General features: G+C 67.2%; 22 protein-coding genes. 7 read left to right on the plus strand and 15 right to left on the minus strand.

Translation table 11 applies throughout. The annotated features are described in order from the left end of the window. Positions 1–90 precede the first annotated feature (90 nt). Positions 91–2,031 (plus strand): pilus assembly protein TadG-related protein, encoded by a 1,941-nt coding sequence (locus ACI2KK_RS13895; protein WP_404669302.1) that lies wholly within the window; start codon positions 91–93, stop codon positions 2,029–2,031. On the opposite strand, the gene ACI2KK_RS13900 is transcribed toward ACI2KK_RS13895, so the two are convergent. Both ACI2KK_RS13900 and ACI2KK_RS13905 read right to left on the minus strand, forming a co-directional pair. Continuing rightward, on the minus strand, positions 2,016–4,631 hold the full coding sequence (locus ACI2KK_RS13900; RefSeq protein WP_404669303.1) for an ATP-binding protein: 2,616 nt from the start codon (positions 4,629–4,631) through the stop codon (positions 2,016–2,018). The two genes, ACI2KK_RS13895 and ACI2KK_RS13900, sit on opposite strands and share 16 nt — an antisense overlap. After that, the gene (locus tag ACI2KK_RS13905) at positions 4,628–5,071 is read right to left on the minus strand and encodes a TadE/TadG family type IV pilus assembly protein (protein ID WP_217886634.1); all 444 of its coding nucleotides are present in this window, start codon (positions 5,069–5,071) and stop codon (positions 4,628–4,630) included. The genes ACI2KK_RS13900 and ACI2KK_RS13905 overlap by 4 nt, the downstream gene beginning before the upstream one ends. Before the next feature lie 75 nt (positions 5,072–5,146). Between ACI2KK_RS13905 and ACI2KK_RS13910 the strand changes: the two genes are divergently transcribed. Together ACI2KK_RS13910 and ACI2KK_RS13915 are read left to right on the plus strand one after the other, a co-directional pair. Continuing rightward, entirely contained in the window at positions 5,147–5,617 is a 471-nt protein-coding gene (locus tag ACI2KK_RS13910) for a prepilin peptidase (protein ID WP_404669304.1), read from the plus strand. A gap of 121 nt (positions 5,618–5,738) precedes the next feature. Beyond that, a complete protein-coding gene (locus tag ACI2KK_RS13915; protein WP_404669305.1) occupies positions 5,739–6,515 on the plus strand; it encodes a response regulator transcription factor in 777 nt (258 codons plus the stop codon). Between the two features lie 158 nt (positions 6,516–6,673). Here ACI2KK_RS13915 and ACI2KK_RS13920 read toward each other — a convergent pair whose 3' ends face one another. The 8 genes from ACI2KK_RS13920 to cpaB are packed head-to-tail and all read right to left on the minus strand — an operon-like array spanning position 6,674 to position 14,099. Continuing rightward, positions 6,674–6,934: a DUF3613 domain-containing protein gene (locus ACI2KK_RS13920; RefSeq protein ID WP_404669306.1), complete on the minus strand. Its 261-nt coding sequence runs from the start codon at positions 6,932–6,934 to the stop codon at positions 6,674–6,676. Between the two features lie 15 nt (positions 6,935–6,949). Then, positions 6,950–7,654, minus strand: coding sequence for a hypothetical protein (locus tag ACI2KK_RS13925; RefSeq protein WP_404669307.1), 705 nt, complete (start codon positions 7,652–7,654; stop codon positions 6,950–6,952). A gap of 39 nt (positions 7,655–7,693) precedes the next feature. Next, positions 7,694–8,581, minus strand: a complete 888-nt coding sequence (locus ACI2KK_RS13930; RefSeq protein ID WP_404669308.1) for a type II secretion system F family protein — start codon at positions 8,579–8,581, stop codon at positions 7,694–7,696. 2 nt (positions 8,582–8,583) lie between these two features. Further along, a complete protein-coding gene (locus ACI2KK_RS13935) occupies positions 8,584–9,465 on the minus strand; it encodes a type II secretion system F family protein (protein ID WP_404669366.1) in 882 nt (293 codons plus the stop codon). Further along, entirely contained in the window at positions 9,462–10,718 is a 1,257-nt protein-coding gene (locus tag ACI2KK_RS13940) for a CpaF family protein (protein WP_217886641.1), read from the minus strand. Before ACI2KK_RS13940 ends, ACI2KK_RS13935 begins: the two co-directional genes overlap by 4 nt. Beyond that, a complete protein-coding gene (locus tag ACI2KK_RS13945; RefSeq protein ID WP_369988254.1) occupies positions 10,715–11,914 on the minus strand; it encodes a pilus assembly protein in 1,200 nt (399 codons plus the stop codon). The genes ACI2KK_RS13940 and ACI2KK_RS13945 overlap by 4 nt, the downstream gene beginning before the upstream one ends. Then, positions 11,911–13,137 carry a type II and III secretion system protein family protein gene (locus tag ACI2KK_RS13950; protein WP_404669309.1) on the minus strand — a complete coding sequence of 409 codons (1,227 nt, stop codon included), beginning with the start codon at positions 13,135–13,137 and terminating at the stop codon, positions 11,911–11,913. Before ACI2KK_RS13950 ends, ACI2KK_RS13945 begins: the two co-directional genes overlap by 4 nt. A gap of 17 nt (positions 13,138–13,154) precedes the next feature. After that, positions 13,155–14,099, minus strand: coding sequence for a Flp pilus assembly protein CpaB (cpaB, locus tag ACI2KK_RS13955; RefSeq protein WP_404669310.1), 945 nt, complete (start codon positions 14,097–14,099; stop codon positions 13,155–13,157). Positions 14,100–14,385: 286 nt separating this feature from the next. Between cpaB and ACI2KK_RS13960 the strand changes: the two genes are divergently transcribed. The 3 genes from ACI2KK_RS13960 (at position 14,386) to ACI2KK_RS13970 (ending at position 15,736) form a co-directional block, all read left to right on the plus strand. After that, a complete protein-coding gene (locus ACI2KK_RS13960) occupies positions 14,386–14,568 on the plus strand; it encodes a Flp family type IVb pilin (RefSeq protein ID WP_404669311.1) in 183 nt (60 codons plus the stop codon). 18 nt (positions 14,569–14,586) lie between these two features. Beyond that, positions 14,587–14,988, plus strand: coding sequence for a response regulator (locus tag ACI2KK_RS13965; RefSeq protein WP_404669312.1), 402 nt, complete (start codon positions 14,587–14,589; stop codon positions 14,986–14,988). Positions 14,989–15,088: 100 nt separating this feature from the next. Continuing rightward, positions 15,089–15,736 carry an RES family NAD+ phosphorylase gene (locus tag ACI2KK_RS13970; RefSeq protein ID WP_404669313.1) on the plus strand — a complete coding sequence of 216 codons (648 nt, stop codon included), beginning with the start codon at positions 15,089–15,091 and terminating at the stop codon, positions 15,734–15,736. 9 nt (positions 15,737–15,745) lie between these two features. On the opposite strand, the gene ACI2KK_RS13975 is transcribed toward ACI2KK_RS13970, so the two are convergent. The 5 genes from ACI2KK_RS13975 to pbpC all read right to left on the minus strand — a co-directional run bounded on the left by ACI2KK_RS13975 (position 15,746) and on the right by pbpC (position 22,646). After that, positions 15,746–16,372: a hypothetical protein gene (locus tag ACI2KK_RS13975; RefSeq protein ID WP_404669314.1), complete on the minus strand. Its 627-nt coding sequence runs from the start codon at positions 16,370–16,372 to the stop codon at positions 15,746–15,748. An 86-nt stretch (positions 16,373–16,458) separates the two neighbouring features. Continuing rightward, entirely contained in the window at positions 16,459–18,129 is a 1,671-nt protein-coding gene (locus ACI2KK_RS13980; RefSeq protein ID WP_404669315.1) for a ShlB/FhaC/HecB family hemolysin secretion/activation protein, read from the minus strand. A 90-nt stretch (positions 18,130–18,219) separates the two neighbouring features. After that, the gene (locus tag ACI2KK_RS13985) at positions 18,220–19,668 is read right to left on the minus strand and encodes a collagen-like triple helix repeat-containing protein (RefSeq protein WP_404669316.1); all 1,449 of its coding nucleotides are present in this window, start codon (positions 19,666–19,668) and stop codon (positions 18,220–18,222) included. Positions 19,669–19,918: 250 nt separating this feature from the next. Further along, positions 19,919–20,086 (minus strand): hypothetical protein, encoded by a 168-nt coding sequence (locus ACI2KK_RS13990; protein WP_404669317.1) that lies wholly within the window; start codon positions 20,084–20,086, stop codon positions 19,919–19,921. A gap of 211 nt (positions 20,087–20,297) precedes the next feature. Then, positions 20,298–22,646, minus strand: coding sequence for a peptidoglycan glycosyltransferase PbpC (gene pbpC, locus ACI2KK_RS13995; RefSeq protein WP_404669318.1), 2,349 nt, complete (start codon positions 22,644–22,646; stop codon positions 20,298–20,300). A 59-nt stretch (positions 22,647–22,705) separates the two neighbouring features. Here pbpC and ACI2KK_RS14000 point away from each other — a divergent pair, with 59 nt between their 5' ends. Further along, the gene (locus tag ACI2KK_RS14000) at positions 22,706–22,999 is read left to right on the plus strand and encodes a hypothetical protein (RefSeq protein ID WP_217840487.1); all 294 of its coding nucleotides are present in this window, start codon (positions 22,706–22,708) and stop codon (positions 22,997–22,999) included. The last annotated feature ends 29 nt before the right edge of the window (positions 23,000–23,028 follow it).

Raw genomic sequence — 23,028 nt, forward strand, 5'->3', positions numbered from 1 at the left:
GACAGCAGGCAAGGCAACCTGCCATCACCTTGACTACACTCCTCGCACAGCAGCCGCGCTGCCGGGCCTGTGGCCGGCAAAGGAGTGCCCGTGGTTCCCCGCTTCGCTGTACGCCAACGCGGCGCGATCGGCCTGATGGCCACGCTGACCCTGGGCATTGCCTTGCTGTTCATGCTGCTGGCCGTCGACAGCGGGCGCCTATACCTGGAGCAGCGCAAACTGCAACGCATCGCCGACATGGCTGCCCTCGAGGCCGCCGGGCAAGGTGGCGTATGCACCGGCAGCGGCCCCCAGGCCACCACCCTCGCCCGCGCCGCCGCAACCCGCAACGGCCATGCCACCAGCAACCCGCTGGTGGCCAGCTGCGGCTACCTGCAAACCGGCGCCGGCAACATTCGCAGCTTCACCAGCGACAACAGCCGCAACGAAGCGATCAGGGTCGAAGTGCGCAACACCGTCACCACCAGCGTTGCCGGTGGCCTGTTTACCTGGGTCGAAGGCGACTTCCAACGCTCCAGCACCCTGCACGCCAGCGCCGTGGCCGCCAGCCCCATGCCGCCCCAGGCGATGCTCAGCATCCGCACCACCCTGGCCACCGTCAGCTCAAGCCAGGGCGCACTGTTCAACGCCCTGACCAAGGCCTTGGGCGGCAACCTGCAACTGGACCTGCTGGGCTGGCAGGGCATGGCCAACACCCAGTTGAACCTGCTCAGTTACCTCGACCAGCTGGCCATCGACCTGAACCTGGCCGCCGGCGACTACCAGCAACTGCTTGGCCTGGACACCAGCGCCACAGTGCTGCTGCAAGCCGCGGCCAAAGTGTTGCAGCGTGGTGGCGCCGCAGCCGACGTGGTCACCAACCTCGGCCGCCTGGCCGCCGACCTGCCTGCCGGCGGCCTGCAACTGGGGCAACTGCTGGACCTGCAAAACGGCACCGCCAAGGCCGGCCTGGACGCCAACCTGCAACTGCTGCAACTGGTGCAGGGGGTGATCCAGCTGGCGGCCAGCGAACGCGCCGCCTATGCCGAGCTGCCGATCAGCGTGCTGGGGCTGGTCAATGGCAAGGTGCAACTGCGGGTGATCGAGCCACAGCAGGTGTCGGCGGTGGGCGACCCGCGCAGCGACGACCTGCGCGTGCACACCGCCCAGGTACGCGCGCTGATCTCCCTCGACCTGCCCGTGCTAAACACCGTCAGCGGGTTGGTCAATGCCGTGTTGGACCTGGCGGCGCCGCTGACCAACGTGCTCAACAACCTGCTCAGCCTCAATCTGCTGGGGACTGTGCAATCGCTCACCTGCGCCCTGGGGGTGCCGTGCAAGGTCAGCGATATCAAGTTGCTCGACGGCGTCACCCATATCGACATCGGCCTGGAGGTCGCCGAGGCCACCAGCCGCCTGCGCCCGATGCCGCCCGCCGCCTACACCTGCTCGCCCAAGACCCTGGCCACGGTGACCCAGCGTTCGGCGGCGAAAATCGCCATCGGTAAATTCGACTCCCCCCAGGACTTCCTCAACCAGGGCACCACCACGGTCAAGGCCCTGCCGCTGATCGACATCGGCACCAACGTCTGCAGCCGCCTGCTGGTGCTGCCGCCAACCTGCGGCACCCGCGTCCCCTTCGCCGGCGGGGGCATCGGCCTGCGCATCGACAGCAAGGTGCTGGCCAACAGCCCGAGCGAAAAACCGCTGGTATTCAGCAACCCACCGAACATCGGCCTGGCGCCACTGTTCCAGAGCATGGACACCGACCAGTCACAGGTGGTCGCCAGCCTTGCCGACACCCTCGGCGGTATTCACCTTGAGGCCTACAAACCCACCGGCAACAGCGGCCTGGGCCAGGTGCTGGCGCTCACCGCCGGCCTGCTCGATGGGGTGAAGAACATCCTCGAACCGCTGATCAAGAACCTGCTCAGCCCCCTGCTCGACCCGATACTCAACACCCTGCTCAAAACCCTGGGCATTGACCTCGCCAACGCCCAGGTAGGCGCCAACCTCAGTTGCAGCAGTGGCCACGCTCAACTGGTGCTGTGAAGCGGCAGCTCCACCCGGAAGCACGCCCCCTCCTCGCCGTTGGCCACCGTCAGGCGCCCGCCCATGTGGCTGACGATACCGTGGCTGACCGACAGCCCGAGGCCTGTGCCAACGCCCGCCGGCTTGGTGGTGAAGAACGGCTCGAAGATGCGCTCGTGCAGGCCCTCGGCAATGCCGCCGCCGTTGTCTTCAACCAGCAGGCTCAGGCGCCCGCCGTGCAGCTCCTGGCGCACGCGGATCCACGGCTGCACGCGCCCTTGCTCCAGCAGCGCATCGCGGGCATTGACCAGCAGGTTGATCAGCACCTGCTCCAACTGGTCCTGATGGCCGAGCACCTGGCTTTGCTCGTCCGGCGGCTCCAGGCACAGGCTCACACCCTTGCCGCGCAAGCCCTCCTCGAGCAGCGCCCGGGCGCCCTCCACCGCGCCCCAGGCCGCGAAGCTGTGGGTTTCCACCAGGGAGCGGCGGCCATACACGCGCATGTGCTGCACCAGCCGTTCGGCACGCGCCACCTGGGCCTCGATACGCCGCAGCTTGGCTTCCAGCCATTCAGGCTCGGCCGTGCCCTGTTCCAGGCGCGTGAGGGCGTTGGCCACGGCCATGCGCATCACATTCAGCGGCTGGTTGATCTCGTGCACAAGGCCTGTGGCCAGCTCGCCCAGGGTGGCCATCTTCGCGCCCTGCAGCAATTGCTGCTGGCTGCGGCGCACCTCGGTGTTGTCACGCCCCACGGCCTGCACTTCCAGCAAACGGCCGTCACCATCGAACAAACCACGGTCGGCCCACACCCACCAGGCATGCTCGCGCCCCGGCAGTTGCAAGCAGATCTCCGCGCTGCTCACCGGTTGTTCGGGCGTAAGCGCCGCCAGGCGCTGCACAAACGCCTGGCGCTGGCTGTCGGACAGCCACTGCCCGAGGTTTTCGCCCTGCAGTTGCTCAGGAGTGCACTGCAGGTAATCGGCCAGCGGGCGGTTGGCGTACTCCAGAGTCAGGTCGGTCCGGTAGCGGCAGATCATCGCTGGCGAATCTTCCACCAGCACCCGGTAGCGCTCCTCGCTCTGGCGCACACGCTCGGCGGCGTCGGTGGCCTCGCTGACATCCAGCCACAAGCCCACCACCTCGCGCGGCTGGCCCAGGTCGTCACGCAGCAGGCGCGCCTCATCGAGCATCCAGTGGTAGCCGCCACGGGCATCGCACAAGCGATAGCGGCAGCGCACCTGGCCATCGCGCAGCAGGCCACGGGTGCGCTCCAGCCACAGCGGGCGGTCGTCGGGGTGCACCGCCAACGCGGGCTGGCGCGCCTGCTCGCTGTCGGCGCCCCAGCCCAGCAACGGCGCCAGGCTTGCGCTGAAAAAATCGCTGTGCAGCGCACCGTCGACATAGCGCTGCACGTAGATCACTGCAGGCGAGCTGGCGATCAGGTTCTCAAGCCGCGCCTGGGCAGCGTCGGCCTGCTGTTGCTGCTGCTTGAGCGCGCTGATGTCCAGCACAAAGCCACGCAGGCAGTTGCCCTGGCGCTGGCCGGCCCAGTGCAGCCAGCGTTGCCCGCCCTCGGCCAGGCGCACGCCAAGGCCCAGGGCATGCCCGTCGCGGGCCTGGGCCAAGGCCAGCTGCGCCGGCTCCCGGTCAGCAGGGTGCAACTGGGCCAGCCACTGCGCCAGGTTCATCTGCCGGGGCAGGCCGAACGAGGCCGCCACCGCCGGGTCCAGCTGCAAGTCGCCGTCCAGCGGCCATTCCCAACCGCCAGCCCCCAGTTGTTGTTGCAGGTCGTTCAGGTGGCGGCTCTGCTGTTGCAATTGCTGGTGGCGAAGCCGTGCCAGCAGCGGCTCGGCCAGGGTCCGCGCCAGGGCCAGCGCCATGTCGTCCGGCGGCGGCTGCAGCACGTCCGCCCCCAGCAGCCAGGCTTCGGCGTCCTGGCCTTGGCGGTAAGGCACCAGCAACAGCGAGGCGCAGCCACACAAGGCCAGCAATTCTGGCTCATTGTGAATCTGCACCGGGGCTGCGGCCGGCCTGTGCGCCAGCCAGCCCTGCAAGCGCGTATCGTCCGGCCATGGCCATAGCGGGTCGCTGCCGGCATAGCGGCGCCAGCCGTCGGCGGCGCGCAGCATCAGGCACAAGGCGCTGGCCTGCCAGTGCCCGGCCAACACCTGCAACTGCTCGCCGGTGGTCTGCGCCAGGCGCTCGGCGCCGCACTCGCGCAGGGCATGGCCGATTTCACCGAACAGCGGGCGCTGGCGGTCCCAACGCTGCTCGCGCAAAAGATCGCCGATATCGAACAGTTGCAGCACCCAGCCCTGGCCATGGCGCTGCAGCCAGCCACGGGTCTGCAGGGCATGCCCGACCACGGTACGGAAGGCCAGGTCCAGAGGTTGCCCCTGCCAGTCGCGCGGCTCGCCTTCCAGCACCAGCAGGCTGTGCGGCTCCAGGTAGTCCTGCACCCGGGCAGCGGCCTGGGTCGGGAGCGCCAGCAAGGTGCGCAGCGGGCCGGCCAGGCGCTGCACCCGGGCCTGGTCGTCGAGCCACAGCTGCAAACCGACCGCAGGCGGCGCCTGGGGCTCATCGGGCGCCGCACGCCAGCGGTCGAACAGGCTGCCACTCATAGTTGCAGGCTCGCTTGTGCCTGCAGGCGCTCGGGCAGCTTCGGCACCTCGCCGATCAGCGGCAGCACCAGCACCGGCAGCACCCGTTCAAGGCGTTCGCGGGGGTAGTCGATGGCCACCGTCAGCAGCTTGTCTGCGCCCAGCGTCACCCGGGTGTCGGTGGCCACGCTGAAGCCCAGGCTGGCCGGCATCCAGGCCAGTTGCTGGCCGATCACCTGGCGCGCCAGGCCCTGTACGTCCTGGCTGTAGGTGGCGCTGGCCGGGTCCACCGCCACGCAGCGGCGCACCGCCTCGCTGCTGGCCTGGTTGAACGACTGCAGCATCAGCATCGGCAGGGCATAGCTGACCAGCCCGTAGAACACTGCGAAAAACACCATGAATACCGCGACAAACTCGATGGCTGCCGCGCCTTTTTGCTGCCTTGCCGGGCTGGCTTGCATGATCGCGTCTACCCTGACGTTGAAACCTGTTGCAAAGCATAGAACCGTTCAACGAATAGGGATGGCGATTTGCCAATGCAAAGCATTGTTCTCCTGATGTGGCTTGCCTTGTGCACCGAACAAGATGTCCGTGAACGGCAGATTTCCAACACCCTCACCCTGGGTGTGGCCACCGGCGCGCTGGTGTGGCTGTTCGCCACCGGCCACAGCTGGATCGGCGCCGATGCCAGCGACGCCGGCTGGGCCCTGGCCATCGTCATGCTGCTCACCCTGCCTGGCTACATGCTCGGGCGCTTCGGTGCCGGCGACGTCAAGCTGATGGGCGCCCTGGCCTTGGCCACCAGCCCGCAATACGTGCTCGGCACCTTCATCGGCGCCGGCATCACCGTGGTCGCCTGGCTGCTCGGGCGGCGCCGCTTGTGGACCCTGCTCAACCCCAAGCTGAAAAAACGCCTGCAAAAACTGGCCGAAGAGGTCGGCGACAAGCAGCCCTTTGCCCCCTACGTGCTGGCGGGCTTTTTGCTGACGGCGGTATGGATCCAATAGCCGGCTGAACCGCCGGATGGCGTCTACAGTCCATGTACATAGTTGCAAAGTGCGACTACCTTTGTTGCTGCCAGAGCGACTTGGCCCGGGAGCAGGGCCGAAACAACAGGGAGTTGATCGTGTGAACAAGTCCGTCAGTGAGGTGAAGGTCCTGGTTGTCGACGACCAGCCGTTGATCGTCGAAGAACTGTGCGAATACCTGGAAGGCGAAGGCTACCGCTGCGTACCGGCCCACTCCACCGACCAGGCCATCGAGCGTTACCGCGCCGATGACCTTATCGGCCTGGTGCTGTGCGACCTGCACATGCCCGAGCGCGATGGCATTGAGCTTGTGCGTGCACTCAAGCAGATCGCCGGCAACCAGCGCATGTTCGAAGCCATCATGCTCACCGGCCGGGCCGAAAAGCAGGATGTGATCCGCGCCCTGCGCGAAGGTTTTGCCGACTACTACCAAAAGCCCATGGACCTCGACGAGTTGCTCGAAGGCCTGCGCCGCCAGGAAGAAGCGCTGCTGGAGCGGCGCCGCAACTTCCGCGAGCTGGGCAGCCTGAACCAGCGCCTGCAAGAACTCGCCGAGTCGATCGACGACCTCTACCAGGACCTGGAAAAGGCCCGCGGCCAGGGCACCCATCGGCGCGCCACCGACACCGACGACAGCGAGCCGGAGCTGCCAGCAGCGTTCGAGAAGCTGTCACCACGCCAGCTGGAAGTGGCCCGGCTGGTGAGCAAGGGCAAGACCAACTACCAGATCGCCTGCGAGCTGGGCATCACCGAGAACACGGTGAAGCTGTATGTGTCGCAGGTGCTGCGCCTGACCCACATGCACAACCGCACGCAGTTGGCGCTGGCACTGACACCCCGCTCGTCGCCGGTGCATCAGCGCTTCACCACCCATTGAGCGACGCGCCTTTGTAGGAGCGGCCTTGTGTCGCGAAAGGGCCGCGCAGCGGCCCCGGCAATTTTGCATGAGGCCCAGATCCAGGGGCTGCTACGCAGCCCATCGCGACACAAGGCCGCTCCTACACAGGGTCCCGCTGTACAGGCGGGTCGCGCCCCTCAATTGCTCGACGAATTCACCTTGCTCCAGCGATAGAAATCCGGAATCGCATACTTGTAGCTGTCCAGCCAGCGCTGCATGGCCTGGTCGCGCTCCTTGTCGGTCTGCACCTGCGGCTTCGGCGAGGCTTGGCGGTTGCTGGCCTGCACCTTCAACCAGGTTTCAGTGGCCGTTTCATCCTGAGCCTGGCGCGGCGGCTCTTGCGCCAGCGCCGCCACCGGCATCAGCAAACAGGCCCACACAGTCCACGGTTTGATCATCACTCACCTCCCCGATCAGTTGAGCACTGCAGCCGGCGGCTGCGCGCTGGCGGCCAGCGCTCCGCGCCCGCTGGCCTTGAGCTGGCGGGCACGGGCCTGGGCTTCGGCAAACTGCGCAGGCCCCAGGCGCAGGCGCTTGACCAGGTCCTCGGCCTGGCTCCAGTTGTCCTGCACCAGCGACAGGGTCACCAGGTTGATCGCCGGCAGCGGGTTGTCGTCTTTCAGCTCGATAGCCGTGAGGAACTCGAAGCGCGCCTGTTCGTGGTGCCCCAGGTTCATCTGCACCACGCCCAGGTCGTTGCGCACCTTCTCGTCGGTGGGCGCCAGGCGTACGGCCCGTTGCAGGTTGCGCAGCGCCTGCGCATCGTCGCCACGGGCCGAGGCCAGCTGGCCAAGGCCATGCTCGCCTTCGGCCGCCAGGCAGCCGCCGAGCAGGCTGCGGTACAACGGCTCGGCCTCGCTGCGCCCGAGCACGCGCGACACCCGGGCCTTGCGCAGGCGCACCTGGTCAAGGCTGTCCGGCAGTTGCTCCAGATGCGCAAGGCCCGCATGCGGGCGGCCCTCGTTGATCATCTGGTCGGCCAGGTCCAGGCTCATCTGCTGGTCAGCGTCGGGCTTGGCGCAACTGCCACCGCCGAACACCCGGGCCAGGCCGTCGGTTGGCTGGCCGGCGCAGCCGCTGAGCAGCAACAGGCCGCTGAGCACAAGGATCGCTCTCATCGCATCTCCCTTTTCAAAATACACACCCTGTAGGAGCCGTCACGACCCCAACGCCCGCGCCAACGCAGAAAGCCCAGGCCCGGCCAGCACGATCAGCAAGGCCGGGAACAGAAACACCATCATCACCGCCGACATTTTTGCCGACATCTTCGACACCCGCTCCTGCAGCCCGGTCAGGCGCCGGTCGTCGAGCAGCTCCTTGAGCGCCTGCAACGACTTCATCGAGCCGCTGCCCTGCACCAGCAACTGCTGCAGGATCACGCAGGTGTCGATCAACTCATCCACCGCCAGCAGCCGCGCGGCCTTTTCCAGCTCCGGCCCCAGGGCCAGGCCCGAATCGACCCGCTGCAGCACCTGGCGCAGCTCCGCACTGATGTGCGGCACCAGGGTGCGGCCCTCATGGGCGAGCACCCGCAACGCCTGTTCAACGGCAAGCCCGGTCTCGAACAGGATGCGCAACAACGGAATCATCAGCCCCACCTCAACGGCGATCCTGCGCTGGCGCCTGGCGGCGGCGGCGGCCAGCAGGCGCTTGGGCAGCAGGTAACCGGCCCCCAGCGCGCACAGCACCAGCACGCTCCAGTGCCCGCGCCGCTCGCCCGGCAGGCCATGCACCATCAACAGCACCGCCCCGGTGGCCAGCAGCGGCAGGCCCAACTGCACTGCGGCAAACAGCGCGCGCTGGCGGGTGCGGCGCCAACCCAGGCGGTCGAGCAAGGCCTGGGTTTCGCTGTCCAGCCGTTGCAGGCGCTGGCCCAACGGGCTGCTGCCCAGCCAGTGCAACCAGTCGCCCAGCCGCTCATCACGCCCCAGCCGCCCCTGCAGGCGCCGCGCAATGCGCTGCTGGCCGCGCCATTGCCGGGCGGCGTGCATGGCCAGCAGGGTGAAGCCTGCGAACAGGCACAGTGCGCAAACCAACAGGGCCATGGTCACAGGCTCCTCATCATGCGCCACAGCACCACGCAGCCGAGTGCCTGCAGGGCAAAGGCGAACAGCAGCATCATCTGGCCGTGGCTGTCGCGCCACATGGCCAGCAGGTAACCGGGGTTGGCCATCAGGAAGTAGCCGACCATGGCCAGCGGCAGCACACCCAGAATCCAGGCGGTGATACGGGTTTCACCGGTCATCGCACGCAACTGCCGGCCACCCTGCTCGCGCTCGCGAATCAGCTTGATCAGGTTTTCCAGCAACTCGCTGGCGTTGCCGCCATGGCGCTGGTTGATGCGCAGGCCCAGGGCGAACAGGCGCAGCTCGTCCTGGCGGTACAGCTCGGCCAGTTCGTTCACCGCATCATCCAGCGGCACGCCCAGCTGCACGTTGCGCCGCACCCGCAGCATGGCCGAGCGCAGCGGTTCGCGGGTGGCGTCTATGCCGCCCAGCACAGCGTCGTTGAGAGTGCGCCCGGCCTTGAGGCTGCGCACGCTGTAGTCGAGCAGGCCAGGCAACTGCTGGATGATCCGTTGCAGCCGGCGGCGGTAGCGCCAGCTCAAGGCGAGGTAACCCAGCAGCGGCAGCCCGAGCAGCACCAGCAGCGCAGCCGCCGCGCCCGCCAGCAGCGCCGCCAGCAGCACCGCCCCCAGCCAGGCCAGCAGCCACGGCCGCAGGCTGAACTCGCCCTGGGCCAGGCCCGCCCGTTGCAGCAGCGGGTCGAGCCAGTCGCGCCGGGCGCTGGCGCTGCGCACCACGCGGTAGGCCTGGCCCAGACGCAGGAGGATGCGCTCCTCGCCACGCTTGTGCAGGCCCAGGCGCAGCAAAAACAGCGCCGCGCCCAGCAGCAGCGGCGCCAGGGCCAGCAACAACGGCCCCATCAGTACAGGCCCTCGTGGCGCAGTTTCTCGCCGGCCGGATTCGGCGCCTCGCGCAAAAACCCTTCGCCGCTGCGCCGGTCAAGGCGGAACAGCACATTGGTGACGTACACGTCGTCACGCACCCCGACCACCTCGAGAATTTCGCTCACGCAACGCCGGCCATCCGCCAGCCGGGTCAGCTGGATCACCACGTCCAGCGCCGCACAAACCATCTGGCGCAGGGTCTTCTCCGCCACCTGGCGGCCGGTCAGCCCCACCAGCGTCTCCAGGCGCAGCAGGGCGTCCTGGGCGCTGTTGGCGTGCACCGTGCTCATCGAACCATCGTGGCCGGTGTTCATCGCGGTCAGCACATCGACCACCTCGGCACCGCGAATCTCGCCGAGGATGATGCGGTCAGGGCGCATGCGCAGGGCGTTGCGGATCAGCTCGCTGGCCTTGATCTCGCCATGGCCTTCGGCGTTGGGCGGGCGGGTTTCCAGGCGCACCACGTGGGGGTGGTGCAATTGCAGCTCGGCCACATCCTCGATGGTCACCAAGCGCTCCTGGGGGGCGATCATCTGGCTGAGGATGTTCAGCAGCGTGGTCTTGCCGGTGCCGGTGCCGCCGCTCACAAGGATGTTGCAGCGCCGGCCCACGGCACGTTCGAAGAAGTCGAAGATGGCCTGGTCGATGGCCCGGGTGGCCAAAAGGTCGGCGCTTTTGAGCATGTCCTGGCGGAACTTGCGGATCGACAGGCACGGCCCGTCCAGCGCTACCGGCGGGATGATCGCATTCACCCGGCTGCCGTCGGGCATGCGCGCATCGACCATGGGCGACGATTCATCCAGGCGCCGCCCCAGGGGCGCAAGGATGCGCTGCATCACCCGCTCCACGTGGTGCGCGTCGATAAAGCGCAAATCGGTCAGTTGCAAAAGGCCGGCGCGCTCGACGAACACCCGGTACGGGCCGTTGACCAGAATCTCGGTGACGCTGGGGTCGCGCAGCAGCACTTCCAGCGGGCCGTAGCCGGTCAGCTCATCGACGATCTCCTCGCCCAGGCGCTCCATTTCATAGCGCGACAGGGCCAGGCGCAGGCGCGCCACATAGTCGCCCACCTGCTCCAGAACGAACTGCGCCAGGGCTGGCCGCGCGCCTTCGAGCAGGTTGCGGCCGCTGTCCTCGATGGCATCGATCACATGCCGGTGCAGCGCGCGCTTGAGCACGTGCGGGTCGTTGCTGGCGTGGCGCGCGCCACCGAAGGGTTGCTCCTGGCTCATCGGCTCCCCCACAGGCGGCGCAGCCAGGTGTTGTTGGGCTTGCCGAGGTTTTCCGAACGCCGCGCCAGGCGCTCGCCCAGGCTGCGCAATGCCTGGGTCAGGGCCTCGCGCGGGGCCAGTTCGAACAGGCTCAGGCCCTGGTTCTTGGCATTCAGGCGCACTTCGGGGCTGAACGGCAGCACCCTCAGCAACGGCAGCCCGTAACGCTTGGCCAGAGCCTCGGCATCGGGCGCCACCTGGCGCATGAAGCGGTCCACCAGCACGCTCGCATGCTCAAGCTTGATGCCGCGGTCGCGCCAGTGCTCGAGCACCTCCAGGTTGCGCCGGCAATCGAGGATGTTCTGGTCGGTGTACAGGATCAGCTTGTCGCAGTGGCTGATGATGGTCCGCAGCGCCTCGCTGTCGATCTGTCCGGTGAGGTTCACCACGATGTGCTGGAAGTGTTGGCGCAGGGCACTGAGCAGCATGTACAGCTCGGCGGCGCTGGTGTTCTTCATCGGTTCGTCGCCGCTGGCGTAGGCGAGGATGCGCAACCCACACTTGTCGCGGGTGAAGGCACTGTCGATCAGCGTGGCGTCGAGCCTGCGCAAATGGCGCAGGGCATCGCCGAAGTGAAACGACGCCTCCAGCCCCAGCAGCGCCAGGCTGTCGCCGCGCGGCAGGCCGAGGTCGAGCAGCAGGGTCTGCTGGCCACTCTCCTGCACCACCCGCGCCAGGTGGGTGGTCAGCAGCGCACCATCGGCGCTGCGCTGGGCCCCGAACAGCACGGTCAGGCCGCCCAGGCTGGGGTTGCTGGTGACCGTTGGCAGGCGCTTGCCCAGGCGCCGCACCAGCCCAGCCACTTCGCTGGCCCGTGAGCCGTAGGCGACGAAGTCCCGGGCCCCGGCGCGCATGGCGTGCAGCACCAACTGGTTGTCCATGCCGTCGCCCAGGGCGACGATGGCCAACATCGGTTTGGCTTCCAGCATGCCTTCGATCAACGCGCACTGGCTGACCAGTTGCTCGCGGTCCAGGCCGATGAACACCAGGTTGCTGAAGGTCACGTCGACCAGCGCCAGCAACTCGTCGAGGCTGCCGCCGCTGCCCCCACTGGCGCCGATCACCTGCCCCAACGGCGCCAGCGCACCCTGCAGCCAGCTCAGGTCGTCCTCGTTGCGGGTCAGGGCGAGGTAGGTGTGGTTTGCGCGATCGCTCATTGGGACAACCCGCCACGGCCTTCGAAGTTGCCGTTCTCCATGAAGTACAAGCGGCCCCAGCTGGGGTCATAGGTGCGCAGCGCCTCGCCGGGCAGCTCGGGCAGGCGCGCATTGGCCGCCAGCGGCTGCACCAGGTGCGGGGTGACGATCATCAGCAGTTCGGTCTCTTCGCGGTTGAGGGTCGACTGGCGGAAGAACGCGCCGATGATCGGCAGGTTGCCCAGCCCCGGCAGCTTGTCCACGTTCGAGCGCACGTTGCTGCTGATCAGGCCGCTGATGACGAAGCTCTCGCCGTCGGCCAGGGAGATGCTGGTGTCGGTACGCCGCACGGTGAGCGCGGGCACCTGGGTGCCGGCGATGGTCACCGCGTTGCTGAAGTCCAGCTCGCTGACCTCGGGCGCCACCTTGAGGGTGATGCGGTCGCGACTGACCACGGTGGGGGTCAGCGCCAGGCGCACACCAAACTCCTTGTACTCGATCGAGACGTTGTCGCTACCGCTGCTGGGCACCGGTATCGGCACCTCGCCGCCGGCCAGAAAGCTTGCAGTCAGGCCGCTGAGCACGGTCAGGCTGGGGCGCGCCAGGGTGTAGGCGAAGCCGCTGTTCTCAAGTGCGTTGATCATCGCCAGGAAGCGCCCGTTGTTGCCACCCAGGACAATGTTGAAGACGTCGTCGTCAAGGCCTGCGCCCGGCAGCACGGTCGGGCGTACCGTTGCCCCGGGCACTGTGCCAGGGGAGCCGATCAGGCTGTTGGAGCCCTTGAAGAACAACCGGGTGCCGGCCTCCTTGTACTTGGTGCGGCGCACTTCGACAAAACGAATGTCGGCCTGCACCTGGGTCGGCAGCTCGGCCTGGGCCCCCGGCAAGGGCTGCACTTCGGCCATGTCGGTGCTGGCCCGGCCCTTGACGAACAGCATCGCCCGGTGCGGCGCCGAGGTGCAGGCGGTCCACAGCATCAGGCTGGTAGTGCCCTGCCCCACGGCGGTCAGCAACACGCCGCGCTCGCCACTGGGCTGCACGTCGGCCACCTTGGGCTCACCCACCGCCGCCCGGGTAATCGCCACCGGCAGGCGCAGCTCCTGCTGCAGGCCCTGGTCCATCTCGATCACCGAGGGCAACTGGTCAAACCCGGCGCAGCTTTTGCTGGCCGCCTGGGCGGCAGGCAGCAGGGCCAGGCACAACAGCGGGGAAAGCGGCATCAAACGACGCAACGTACTACGCATGGGTGCATCCTTGCCGGTCAGGGTGTAGTGGGCTGGCCGCCCGCCTGGGCGCCACGAATGATCTGCATGGCCGGGGCGCCAGCCACAGCCGCCGGGCCCGCCAGGGGCACCTGGGACAGCTGGCTGAAGCGGTAGAGCTCGCGGTTGGCGGCCTGCACCTGGGCGCCTGCCTCGGTACCCGACCAGTAGCGCGCCAGCAGGCCTTCCTCGGCGCTGCGCACCGCCAGGCGCAAGGTGCCGGCCTGGGCCGCCAGCATCAGCCGGCTGGCCAGGGCCTGGGGCACGGCCAGGCCCACGGTGCGCACGGCATTGCCGCCGACCGTTTGCTGCTCGCGGCGGGCCTTGAGCTCTTCGGCGGTCTGCGCCGGGCGGCCATCGTTGCCAAGGCCGGTCTGCTGATCGACGCTGAGCACGCGCAGGGCCGGCAACACCACCTGCGCCGAGGACTGCGGGTTGTTGTTCTCTTCACGCAAGAACAGCAGCACATCCACGTAATCGCCGGGGCGCAACTGCCCTCCGGCGCCGACCACATCGTCCACCGCCACGGCCACCGCGCGCTCGCCAGGGCGAATCATTCGCGCCAGCGGCCCACCGGCCTGAAAGTTCGAGGCGTCCAGCCAGGTACCGGGGGCCAGCGGGCGCGTGCTGCTGCGCCCGATCACCTGCTCCACCTGCTGGTAGGCGCCGGCAGGCACCACCTGGAGCTGTTCGACCAGCAGGTCGTCGGCGGTAATGGGGGTATCGGCCGGCACCGCTTTACGCAGCACCACGATGGGGTAGCGCGCAGGTTCCGGTGGGGCTGCTGGCTGCGGCGCGGTGATTGGCTCAGGTTGCTCACCGGGGGCGGCCACCGGCACCGGCAAAGGCTCGGCCGGGCGGCTCAGGCGCAGGCCCCAGTAACCGGCCAGCAACGCAGCGAACAGAAACAGGCCAGCCAGAATCATGGTCAAGCGACTGCTCATTTGCGCCCTCCCTGTGCCTGGCCACGTACTGGCAAAAAGTAACTATTTGGCTATTTCACCCTAGCCGAGCCCTGCCAATTCGCCATTAAGTGGCGGGCGATTTTCGAGCCACGAAATTGACGCACCGATAAAACAGAAACTTACAAGGGCTGGCGTTTACCCCTACTTTCCGACTATCACCTTGTTACATTTGCAGGCCGCCACAGGCGAGCGATGCTCTGATGGCAAAGGGGCATCAACTGAGCCGCCCCACTACCGGCGCACCCGGTGCGCAAGGAGCCTCGCCATGTTGCTGCAACAGATCTACCTGCACTGCAAAACCTTCATCCAAAGCAAGGATGGCGCCTCCGGTATCGAATACGCGGTCATCGCCGCCATGGTGGCTGTGGTGCTGGCCGGCTTCGTCACCCCCATCTCGGCCGAAGTCACCAACATCATGAACACCATCAAGACTGCCATCACCCAGTGACCCCTTCGGGAGCTGCCCATGCCGACGTTGCGTCAACAGATATTGCTGGTGGACGACGAGCAAGAGGCCCTGGAGGAACTGGCCGAACTGCTGGAGAACCAGGGGTTCTGCTGCCACACCGCAAGCTCGGTGAGCGCTGCCTTGCAGCAGCTCACCCGCCACCCGGACGTGGCCCTGGTGATCACCGACCTGCGCATGCCCGAGCACAGCGGCATTGCCTTGATCCAGCGGCTGCGCGAGCACACGGCGCGCCAGCACTTGCCGGTGATCGTGATGTCCGGGCATGCCGATATGGATGACGTCAGCGACCTGCTGCGCCTGCAGGTGCTCGACCTGTTCCGCAAGCCGATCTACCACGCGCGCCTGCTGGAAACCCTGGATAACCTGTTCCCCAAGCCGCTGCTGCAAGCGGTCAGGTAAAAGGCTGAAAACCCTGCACAGGCGACAAGCCCGGCGCAGTCCTGCAACAATGGCCGCCCCCTGCACCGGGGGCCAACGCCATTGAGGACCCGCACCGCCAATGCCCGTCAAAGCCCCTCGCCAGGTCATCGAAAATGCCATCGAGCGCCATGGCCTGCCCACCCGGCGCATCGCCCAGGCCACCCGTGTGTATCGCGTGCAGCACCAAAGCTTCGAAAACCCCACCTTCTACAACCGCAACTCCGACACCCGCTACGGTGACCCGCAAAAAGCCGTTGGTGTGTGCTACGTGGCCTTCAGCGATATCGTGGCAGTGGCCGAAACCCTGCAGCACGGCCGAGCCGGCTTCGCAAGCCCGGTGCTGCGCAGTGAGGTTGCAGCGCTTGCCCTGCATGAACTGCAAACCACACGGGAGTTGCTGGTGGTCGATGCCGCCGCCCTGGCGCGCAACGCCGGCCAGCGCCTGAAGAGTATCGTCGCCTCGCGCGGCCAGGGCAGTGAGGGCTACCTGTACACCCAGTTGCTTAGCGAGGTGGTGATGCGCCAGAACGCGCAGGTGGACGGCATGCTCTACCCCTCGCAGGTATACCCGGTCACCGGCAGCCTCGACGGCTGCAACCTGGTGCTGTTCGAAGGACGTGGTGCGCAGTTGCAGGGGGTGCGACACCAGTTGCTGGAGGCGTTGCTGCTGAGTACCGACGAGACCGTTGGCGAGGCCCTGTTGCGCATGCAGGTGCCGGTGGAATGAGGCGCCTGGTCAGCGCCCCATCTGCAGCCTGTTGGTGAAATCGCGAACGATGATGGCGAAGGCGCCAGGCTCGTCGAGCAACTGGTAGCGCGGGCGTATATGGGCGGGCTCACCAAGGTTGACATAGTCCATGTCCTGCAGCAGAAAACCCAGCAGCAGGTTCACCTGCGCAGCCTCCCGCGGCTCGATGGCCAGCACCCGCACCAGCTCGGCCACCTCGGGTAGCACGGCGTTGTCGATGAACTGGAACGCTGGGTAATGCTTGCGCGGCCCTTCGCTGTAGGCCAGCACCTGCCCCTGCAACAAACGCTTGTTCAAGGCCTGACGGGTGATGCCAAGCAGGGCGCAGACGGTTTTCGAGTCGAGTAGCTCATAACCGTTGCAGATTTGTTCGAAGGCCAAGGCCTTGCCCTTGGCATAGGCAAGCTGGTTGCGCACCTGCGGGCTGGCCGGTTGCTGGCTGGGGCGCAACAGAGTGGCTCGCAACGCCTCGAAGCAATCACCTTCGGCCAACGCCTCGAGCTGTGGCTGAGAGAGTTGTCCGAGAAACTGCTCGAAGTCTTCACGCAACGCGGCCTTGGTCGCTTCGCTGGCGGCGCTGGAAAGATAACGGGAGGGGGCTTCGGCGATTTTCATGGCAAGGCCTCACAGGCAATTGCGGCAATGCACCTAGCCTAAGGCGGCCGGGTCATAGCGTCAACCTGTCAACCCGTCCACTCGTCTCACAGTTGATAACTGAAGCTGAGGGTCAACCGCGGCCGGCGGTTGAGGCTGTCCAAGGCGATATCGGACATCGGCTTGGCCACCTCGACAGCGATGTTGTAGTAGTGCATGTCGCCAAAGCGTACGCCCAGCGCAGCTGACGACATGCGCGCCTTTTGCACGTCCAGTTCGTTGAACCAGGCCCGGGCCGCGTCCAGCACCACATAGGGCTGCAGCACTTTCACCCAGGTACCGTCGCGCTTGAAGCTGTAGTTGAGCTCGTAGGCCAGCCCCCAGCCCTTGTCGCCCGAAGCCTGGTCAGTGGGGTAGCCGCGGCCGAAGTTCTGCCCGCCGAACACCGCCCGCTCGCTGTCCGGCAGGCTGTCGTTGCTCCAGTAGCCCGCCGCCGAGGCCACGCCCTGCCAGTTGTCGCTGAAGTTGTCGCTTTGCACCCCGGCCAGGCGCAGGCGTAAAAAATCCAGGTCAAGGTCGGCGTTGCTGCGTGCGCCGAAGTGGTCCAACCCCTGGTACACCCCGGCACTGAGAATGCGCAGGCGTCGCGCCTCGACCTTGCGCCAGTCGCCTTCGAAGGACAGCGCGCGGATGTCGGTCTGGCTGTCGAACTTCAAGGGTGCGCCAACCACCTGGTAGTCGATGCGGTCGTTGACTGCATAAAAGCGCCCGAGCGCTTCCAGCCACTCGTTGGGCGATGCGATCAGCGGCTGGCTGAGGCCGATGGAATAGCGCTCGTTCTCGCGGTGCTGGGTGAGGTCGATACCATCGCCCAGGCGAATCCGCGCACTGGGGTCGCTGCGGTAACGTGATGCCGACAGTTGCAGGCGCGAGCCCTCGTCATCGACGAACTGGCTGTAGTCGAGGCGGTAGTAGTGTTCCTTGTCGTCCCCCGGCGGCGCCAGCACACTGGCGCTCAGTTGCTCGCCAAAACGCGTCTGGGCGTTGCTGTTGGCACCCAGCAGCGCCTGCAGGTCATCGCGGCTGCCGTCGTTGAGGCTCAAGGTGGTGGTGAAGGCTTGCCGCGCGGCCACCGCCACCAGGCGGGTAGCGCCGTCGGTGGTGCCCGGTGGAGGTACTTCGGCGCGGAAGGTCACGCCCGGGATGCGGGTGACCAGGCTGGTGTAGCGCTCGAAGGTCTTGCGGGTCAGCGGGCGCTCAGCCTTGAGCTTGTCCAGCAGGCGTTCGACATAGGCGCGGGACGAACCGATATCGCCCTCGACCCGGTAATCGCGGATGTACCCCTCCACCAGCACCACCCGCACCCGGCCCTCGGCGAAGTCCTGGGGCGGCAGGTAAGCGTAGGAGAGCAGGTAGCCGTCATTCTGGTAGCGCTGGGTGAGGCGCCGGGTCAGGTCGATCAGTTCGGCCAGGGAGGTGGTGTGGCCGATCACCGGCTGGTAGTGCTCACGCAACTCGCTCAGCGGGTAGACCGTACCGCCTTCGAAACGCACCTTGTGTACCTGCACCTGGGTGCTCATCAGCAGCGGTTGCTGCTGGGCTGCGGCGGGTGCCGGCACCTGCAGGCCCGGCGCGCCGGGGCGGTAGGCATCCACCGGCAGGTTAGAGGTTGGCAGCCGGCGCTCGGTGTCGTTGCTGTTGAGAAAACTGGGCAGGGGTTCGGCGTGGGCCAGGCCGGCCCAGGAAAGCATCAAGATCGTCACGGCCAATGGACGCATGCGGACACTCCATGATCCGGTGGAAGCCGGGGCGCCCCCGGCGCCCCTGATACTGCTGCAAAGCGTAGGTGCTACCCCTGCGATCGGCCACTAGCGGTTGCCACCCAGGCCGCCCAACAGGCCACCCAGACCGGTACCGCCGGTGGTGCCGCCATTGACCAGTGTGCCAGCCTGGCCGACGGTGTTGCCCAAGGTGCCGACCGTGGTGCCGAGCTGGCTCACTACCGGGTTGGCGCTGGCGCTGTTCAGTTGCGAGCCGACGTTGCTCACCGCGCCACCGACCTGGTTGAGCAGCCCGGCCACCGGCGTACCCAGCCCGGTGCTGGCGCCCACTTGCTGGGTCAGGCTGGCCACGCCACCCACGACCGGATTGAGCCCGCCGCCGACCTGCTGGGTCAGCGCAGCTACCGGCGCGCCTGCGGCCGTATTGGTCACGCCATTGCCGCCGAGCACCGTACCCAGGCTGGCCACGGTGTTGCCCACCTGCACGGTGCTGCCGGCTACGCCACCCACGGCCGTATTGCTGGTACCCGCGCCAAGGCCGCTACCCACTCCGGCCACTACGCCGCCGACGGTTTCCAGCAGGCCGGTGCGCGCGCCACCAGTGGTCGGCGACAGGCCCGCCGTGGTGCCAACCACGGTGCCCAGGTTGCTGACCAGTTGGCCTGCGGTATCAGTGACCGGGTTACCGTTACCCGCTTGTTTGACGTTCTGCCCGGTCTGGTCCAGGGCATTGCCGAGGCCATCGAGGGTCTGATTCAGCGGGCCATTCAGGCCGGTTTGGCGGGTGGCGTTGGCGGTGGTGTTCTCCACCAGCGAGACCACCGGCACCAGCGCATCGCTGACGCCTTGAGTGGCACTGGCCAACGGGCCGCTGGTGCCGATCGGGGTCAGGGTGTCGCCGAGCATGGTCACGGCCTGCCCAACCTGATTGACGCCCTGCCCGGCCCCAGCCACCACCTGGTTGACCAATGGCACCTGCTCCACTGGCGAGCCCGTCGCCAAAGCCTGCAGGCCTTGCCCCAGGCCGGACACACCGGTGCCCAGGTCTGCCGTGGCGGCGCCGACCACACCTACGGTGGTGCCTACTGCGTTGTTGCCGGTACCCAGTTGACCGAGACCGTCGCTCAGGCCGCTGCTGACCGTATTCAACGCAGTACCGGCGGAAGACACCAATGCACCCACGCCGCCAGTCAATGCCGTGCTGCCAGCCACCGGCAGCGAGCCGATCACCTGGCCGAGGTTGCTGACCCCGTCGCCCAACCCCGACACCGTCGTGCCGAGTTGGTCGGCCACCTGCGCGACCACCAGGCCGTTGCCCACGCTGCCATTGCCAGTGCCGCCACCGGTACCGCCGCCTGTGCCACCGCCAGTACCGCCGCCGCTACCGCCATCGCCGCCTCCGCTACCGGCAGTACCCGATGACGATCCATCCACCGCACTGTGGTGCCCGCCGCCGCCACTGCTGCATCCCGCAAGGCCCAGCGCCATGACCATCGTCAGCGCCGTAGCCGCCTTCATCCACGCTTGCGTGTTCATGGGAAGACTCCTGCTGCTGGTTGTTATTGGAGTTGCACGACGTCGGATCACGCCTGCGTACTCCTACAGTCAGCAGTGAAGTCTCCGGGGTTCGAAACCGATAGCTCCCAACTTGGTATTAACCCTGGCGGCAGGGGGCCAGTACGGGGTGAAAAGGTGCGGGGTTTCAGTGGGTTGGAGGGGCGGTGGAGGTGGGTATTACCAAGGGCGTAGCGCCAACAGATTAGTTACCTGGCTGGTTTTGATTGGGTTAGGGCTGGCAGGTGTTCGGCGAAAGATATTCGGTGCCTGTGAAATCGAGCGCCGCCCGCGCGGCGCTTCGCGGGTAAACCCGCTCCCACAGTTTGTTTCGGGCCAGTCTCTTCTGTGCCAACACCTGGTCCGCCTTGTGGGTACGACGCGGTTTCAGCGTGGGCATTACCGCCGCTCCACATGACTCAAGGCATGCACCAAGGCAGGCGCTGATACTTGCACAGGCATAATTGGCCCGAAACAAACTGTGGGAGCGGGTTTACCCGCGAAGCGCCGCGCGGGCGGCGCTCGATCTCAAGGGCGCCAAAAACCTTTCGCCGAACACCTGCCAGCCTCCCCGATACCTTGAAAGGGATGGATACAAACTCTCCTCCCCCTCACTCCCCCACCTGAAACTCCACCCGCGCCGTCTCGCCACTCTCATCCAGCGCACTCAACTCAACCCGCCCGGCCTGCTCGAAATGCACCTGCAAGCTGTCCTGCCCCTGGGTCTCGCCCAGCGGCTGGCCATTGACGAACCACCAGCGCCGGCCATTGCCGCCCAAGGCCGACACCCGCAGTTGCAGCGGCTCACGGCTGGTGGCCGGCCGGCGCAGGTTGTCGCCCGGGCGCACGCCAACGATCGACAACGGCGGTGCCATGGCTGCAACCTGCGGCGGGCAAGCCGGGTCGACGGCGGGCAGCCTCGCCGCCCGGCGCTCGGCGCGGGGCAACCAGGGCTCCAGCGGCGCCGGCCACAGGGCGATGTCACGGACCACCGCACCCGGGCAGCTGGCATCCACCCGCAGCCCATCGGCATTGACCCATACCGTGTCACGCAACCCCAGCCCCAGCGGCTGGTCGGCAGCCTGCAAGGTCGGTGGCGTGGTGCTATCGAGGGTCCAGGCAAAGCGCTGGCGCCGGCAGTTCGGGTCCTGGCGGCTCATCGGCTGGCCCAGCGGCCAACAGATTGCCGCCACCCCCACCGAGGCCGGCACCGGCTCCACCGGCACCTGGATACCGCGCTGCGCATCGCGGTTGCTGAGCAAGTCGTGCACCTGCAGCATCAGCGGCGCCGCCGAGGCCAGGCCGAACTGCCCCGGCACCGGGGTGCCGTCCGGGCGGCCGATCCACACGCCGATCAGATAACGCGGCCCCACCCCCACCGACCAGGCATCGCGAAAGCCATAGCTGGTGCCGGTCTTCCAGGCCAACTGCGGGCGCTGCACCAGTTCGGCGTTGGGGTCGCGGTCTGGCCGTGCCAGGCCGCTGAGAATACGCCGGGTGATCCACGCCGACCCCGGCGACAACAGGCGCTGCTCCACCAGCGGGTCCAGGGGTTGCAGGCGAATCTTCGCGCTGCGCCCTTCGCGGGCAAGTGCCGCATAGCCGCCCACCAGTTCTTCCAGGCGGCTGCCGGCACCACCGAGAATCAACGAAAGGTTGGGCTCGGCCAGCGGCGGCAGCACCAGCGGCACCCCGCCCATGCGCATCTGCGCGGCGAAGCGCTTGGGGCCGTAGGCCTCCAGCAACTGCACCGCCGGCAGGTTCAGCGACAGCGCCAGCGCCGAGCTGGCCGATACCGGCCCGCTGAAGCCCATGGAGAAGTTACCGGGCCGGTAGTCGCCGTAGCGCCGTGGCACGTCCTGCAACAGGGACTCGGAGTGGATCAGGCCGTCATCCATGGCCATGGCATAGAGAAACGGCTTAAGGGTCGAGCCCGGCGAGCGCAGGGCGTGGACCATGTCGACGTGGCCAAAGCGGCGCGCATCGCCCAGGTCGATGGAACCGAGGTACGCGCGCACCGCCATGTTCTGCGTTTCCACCACCAGCAACGCCGCCGAGGTGCGCTCGGGCAAGCGCGCGCGCCAGCCCAGCAGCAAGTCTTCGAGCCGGCGTTGCAGGGCAGCATCAAGAGTGGTGCGGATCAGTGGCGGGCTGTCCGCGGTGTTCAGTCGCCGCGCCAGCAATGGCGCCAGTGCCGGCTCCTGGCGCGGGGCCAGCAGCAAGGGTTCTTCACGGGCCTCGGCAATGCGCGCTGCTGGCCACACCTGGTACTCATCCAGGCGCTGCAGCACCTTGTCGCGGGCCCGCTGGGCGCGCTCGGGGTGACGGTCCGGGCGCAGCCGGCTGGGGGCCTGGGGCAGCACCGCCAGCAACGCCGCCTCGGCCGGGGTCAGGTGCAGCGGCGACTTGCCAAGGTAGGCCCAACTGGCCGCTGCCACGCCCTGCAGGGTGCCGCCGAACGGTGCGCGGTCGAGGTAGATCTGCAAAATCTCGCGCTTGGACAGGTGCCACTCCAGTTGCGCCGTGCGCCACAACTGGCGCAGCTTGCCGGCCAGGGTGCGGTCGTGGGGGTCGAGCAGGCGCGCCACCTGCATCGACAGCGTGCTGCCACCCGATACCACCCGCCCGCCACGCAGGTTCAGCCAGGCCGCCCGCGCCAGGGCCATGGGGTTGACCCCGGGGTGCTGGTAGAACCAGCGGTCCTCGTAGGCCAGCAGTGCCTCCAGGTACAGCGGCGACACCTCTTCCTGGCTGACCGGGTAGCGCCACACCCCCTCGGCATCGGCAAAGCGCCACAGCGGCGTGCCGTCCTCGGCCAGCACTACCCGGGCCAGGTCATCGCCGGGCAGTGGTAGCGGCCAGATCCGGTCGGCCAGCCACAGCCCGGCGACCAGCAGCAGGCTGCCCAGGGCCACGCGGCGCAGCATTCTTTTCAGGCGCGGGCGGGCTAAGCTTGGCATCGGGAACCGACCGGGTCGGGTGATGGCCAAAGGCTTGAAGTGTTCATCAGGAAGCAACCATGCAAGTAGAAGGTTTTTTCGATTGGCTGGGCCAAGTGCTGGGTTCGGTGATCCGTTTCATCGTCGATGGCCTGAGCGGGTTGTTCAACCTGCTGGCCAACGCCGGCGGCAATTTCATCGACGGCCTGGCGCGCGCATTGGGCATGGACACCTCGCTGGTGAGCATCCTTGCGCTGATCGTCGGCTTGATGCTGCTGTACTCGGCGGTGCGCGCCTTCATGCGCGCCTCGATCGTGCTCGGGATCATCTGGGCGTTGCTGGGGTTGTGGGTGTTGAGCTGGGTGGTGCATTGAACGACTGATAGCCAATTCACTGTAGGAGC

Origin of the sequence: Pseudomonas sp. NPDC089406 (genome assembly GCF_044900265.1) — a bacterium.
Classification (GTDB): Bacteria; Pseudomonadota; Gammaproteobacteria; order Pseudomonadales; family Pseudomonadaceae; genus Aquipseudomonas; species Aquipseudomonas fakonensis.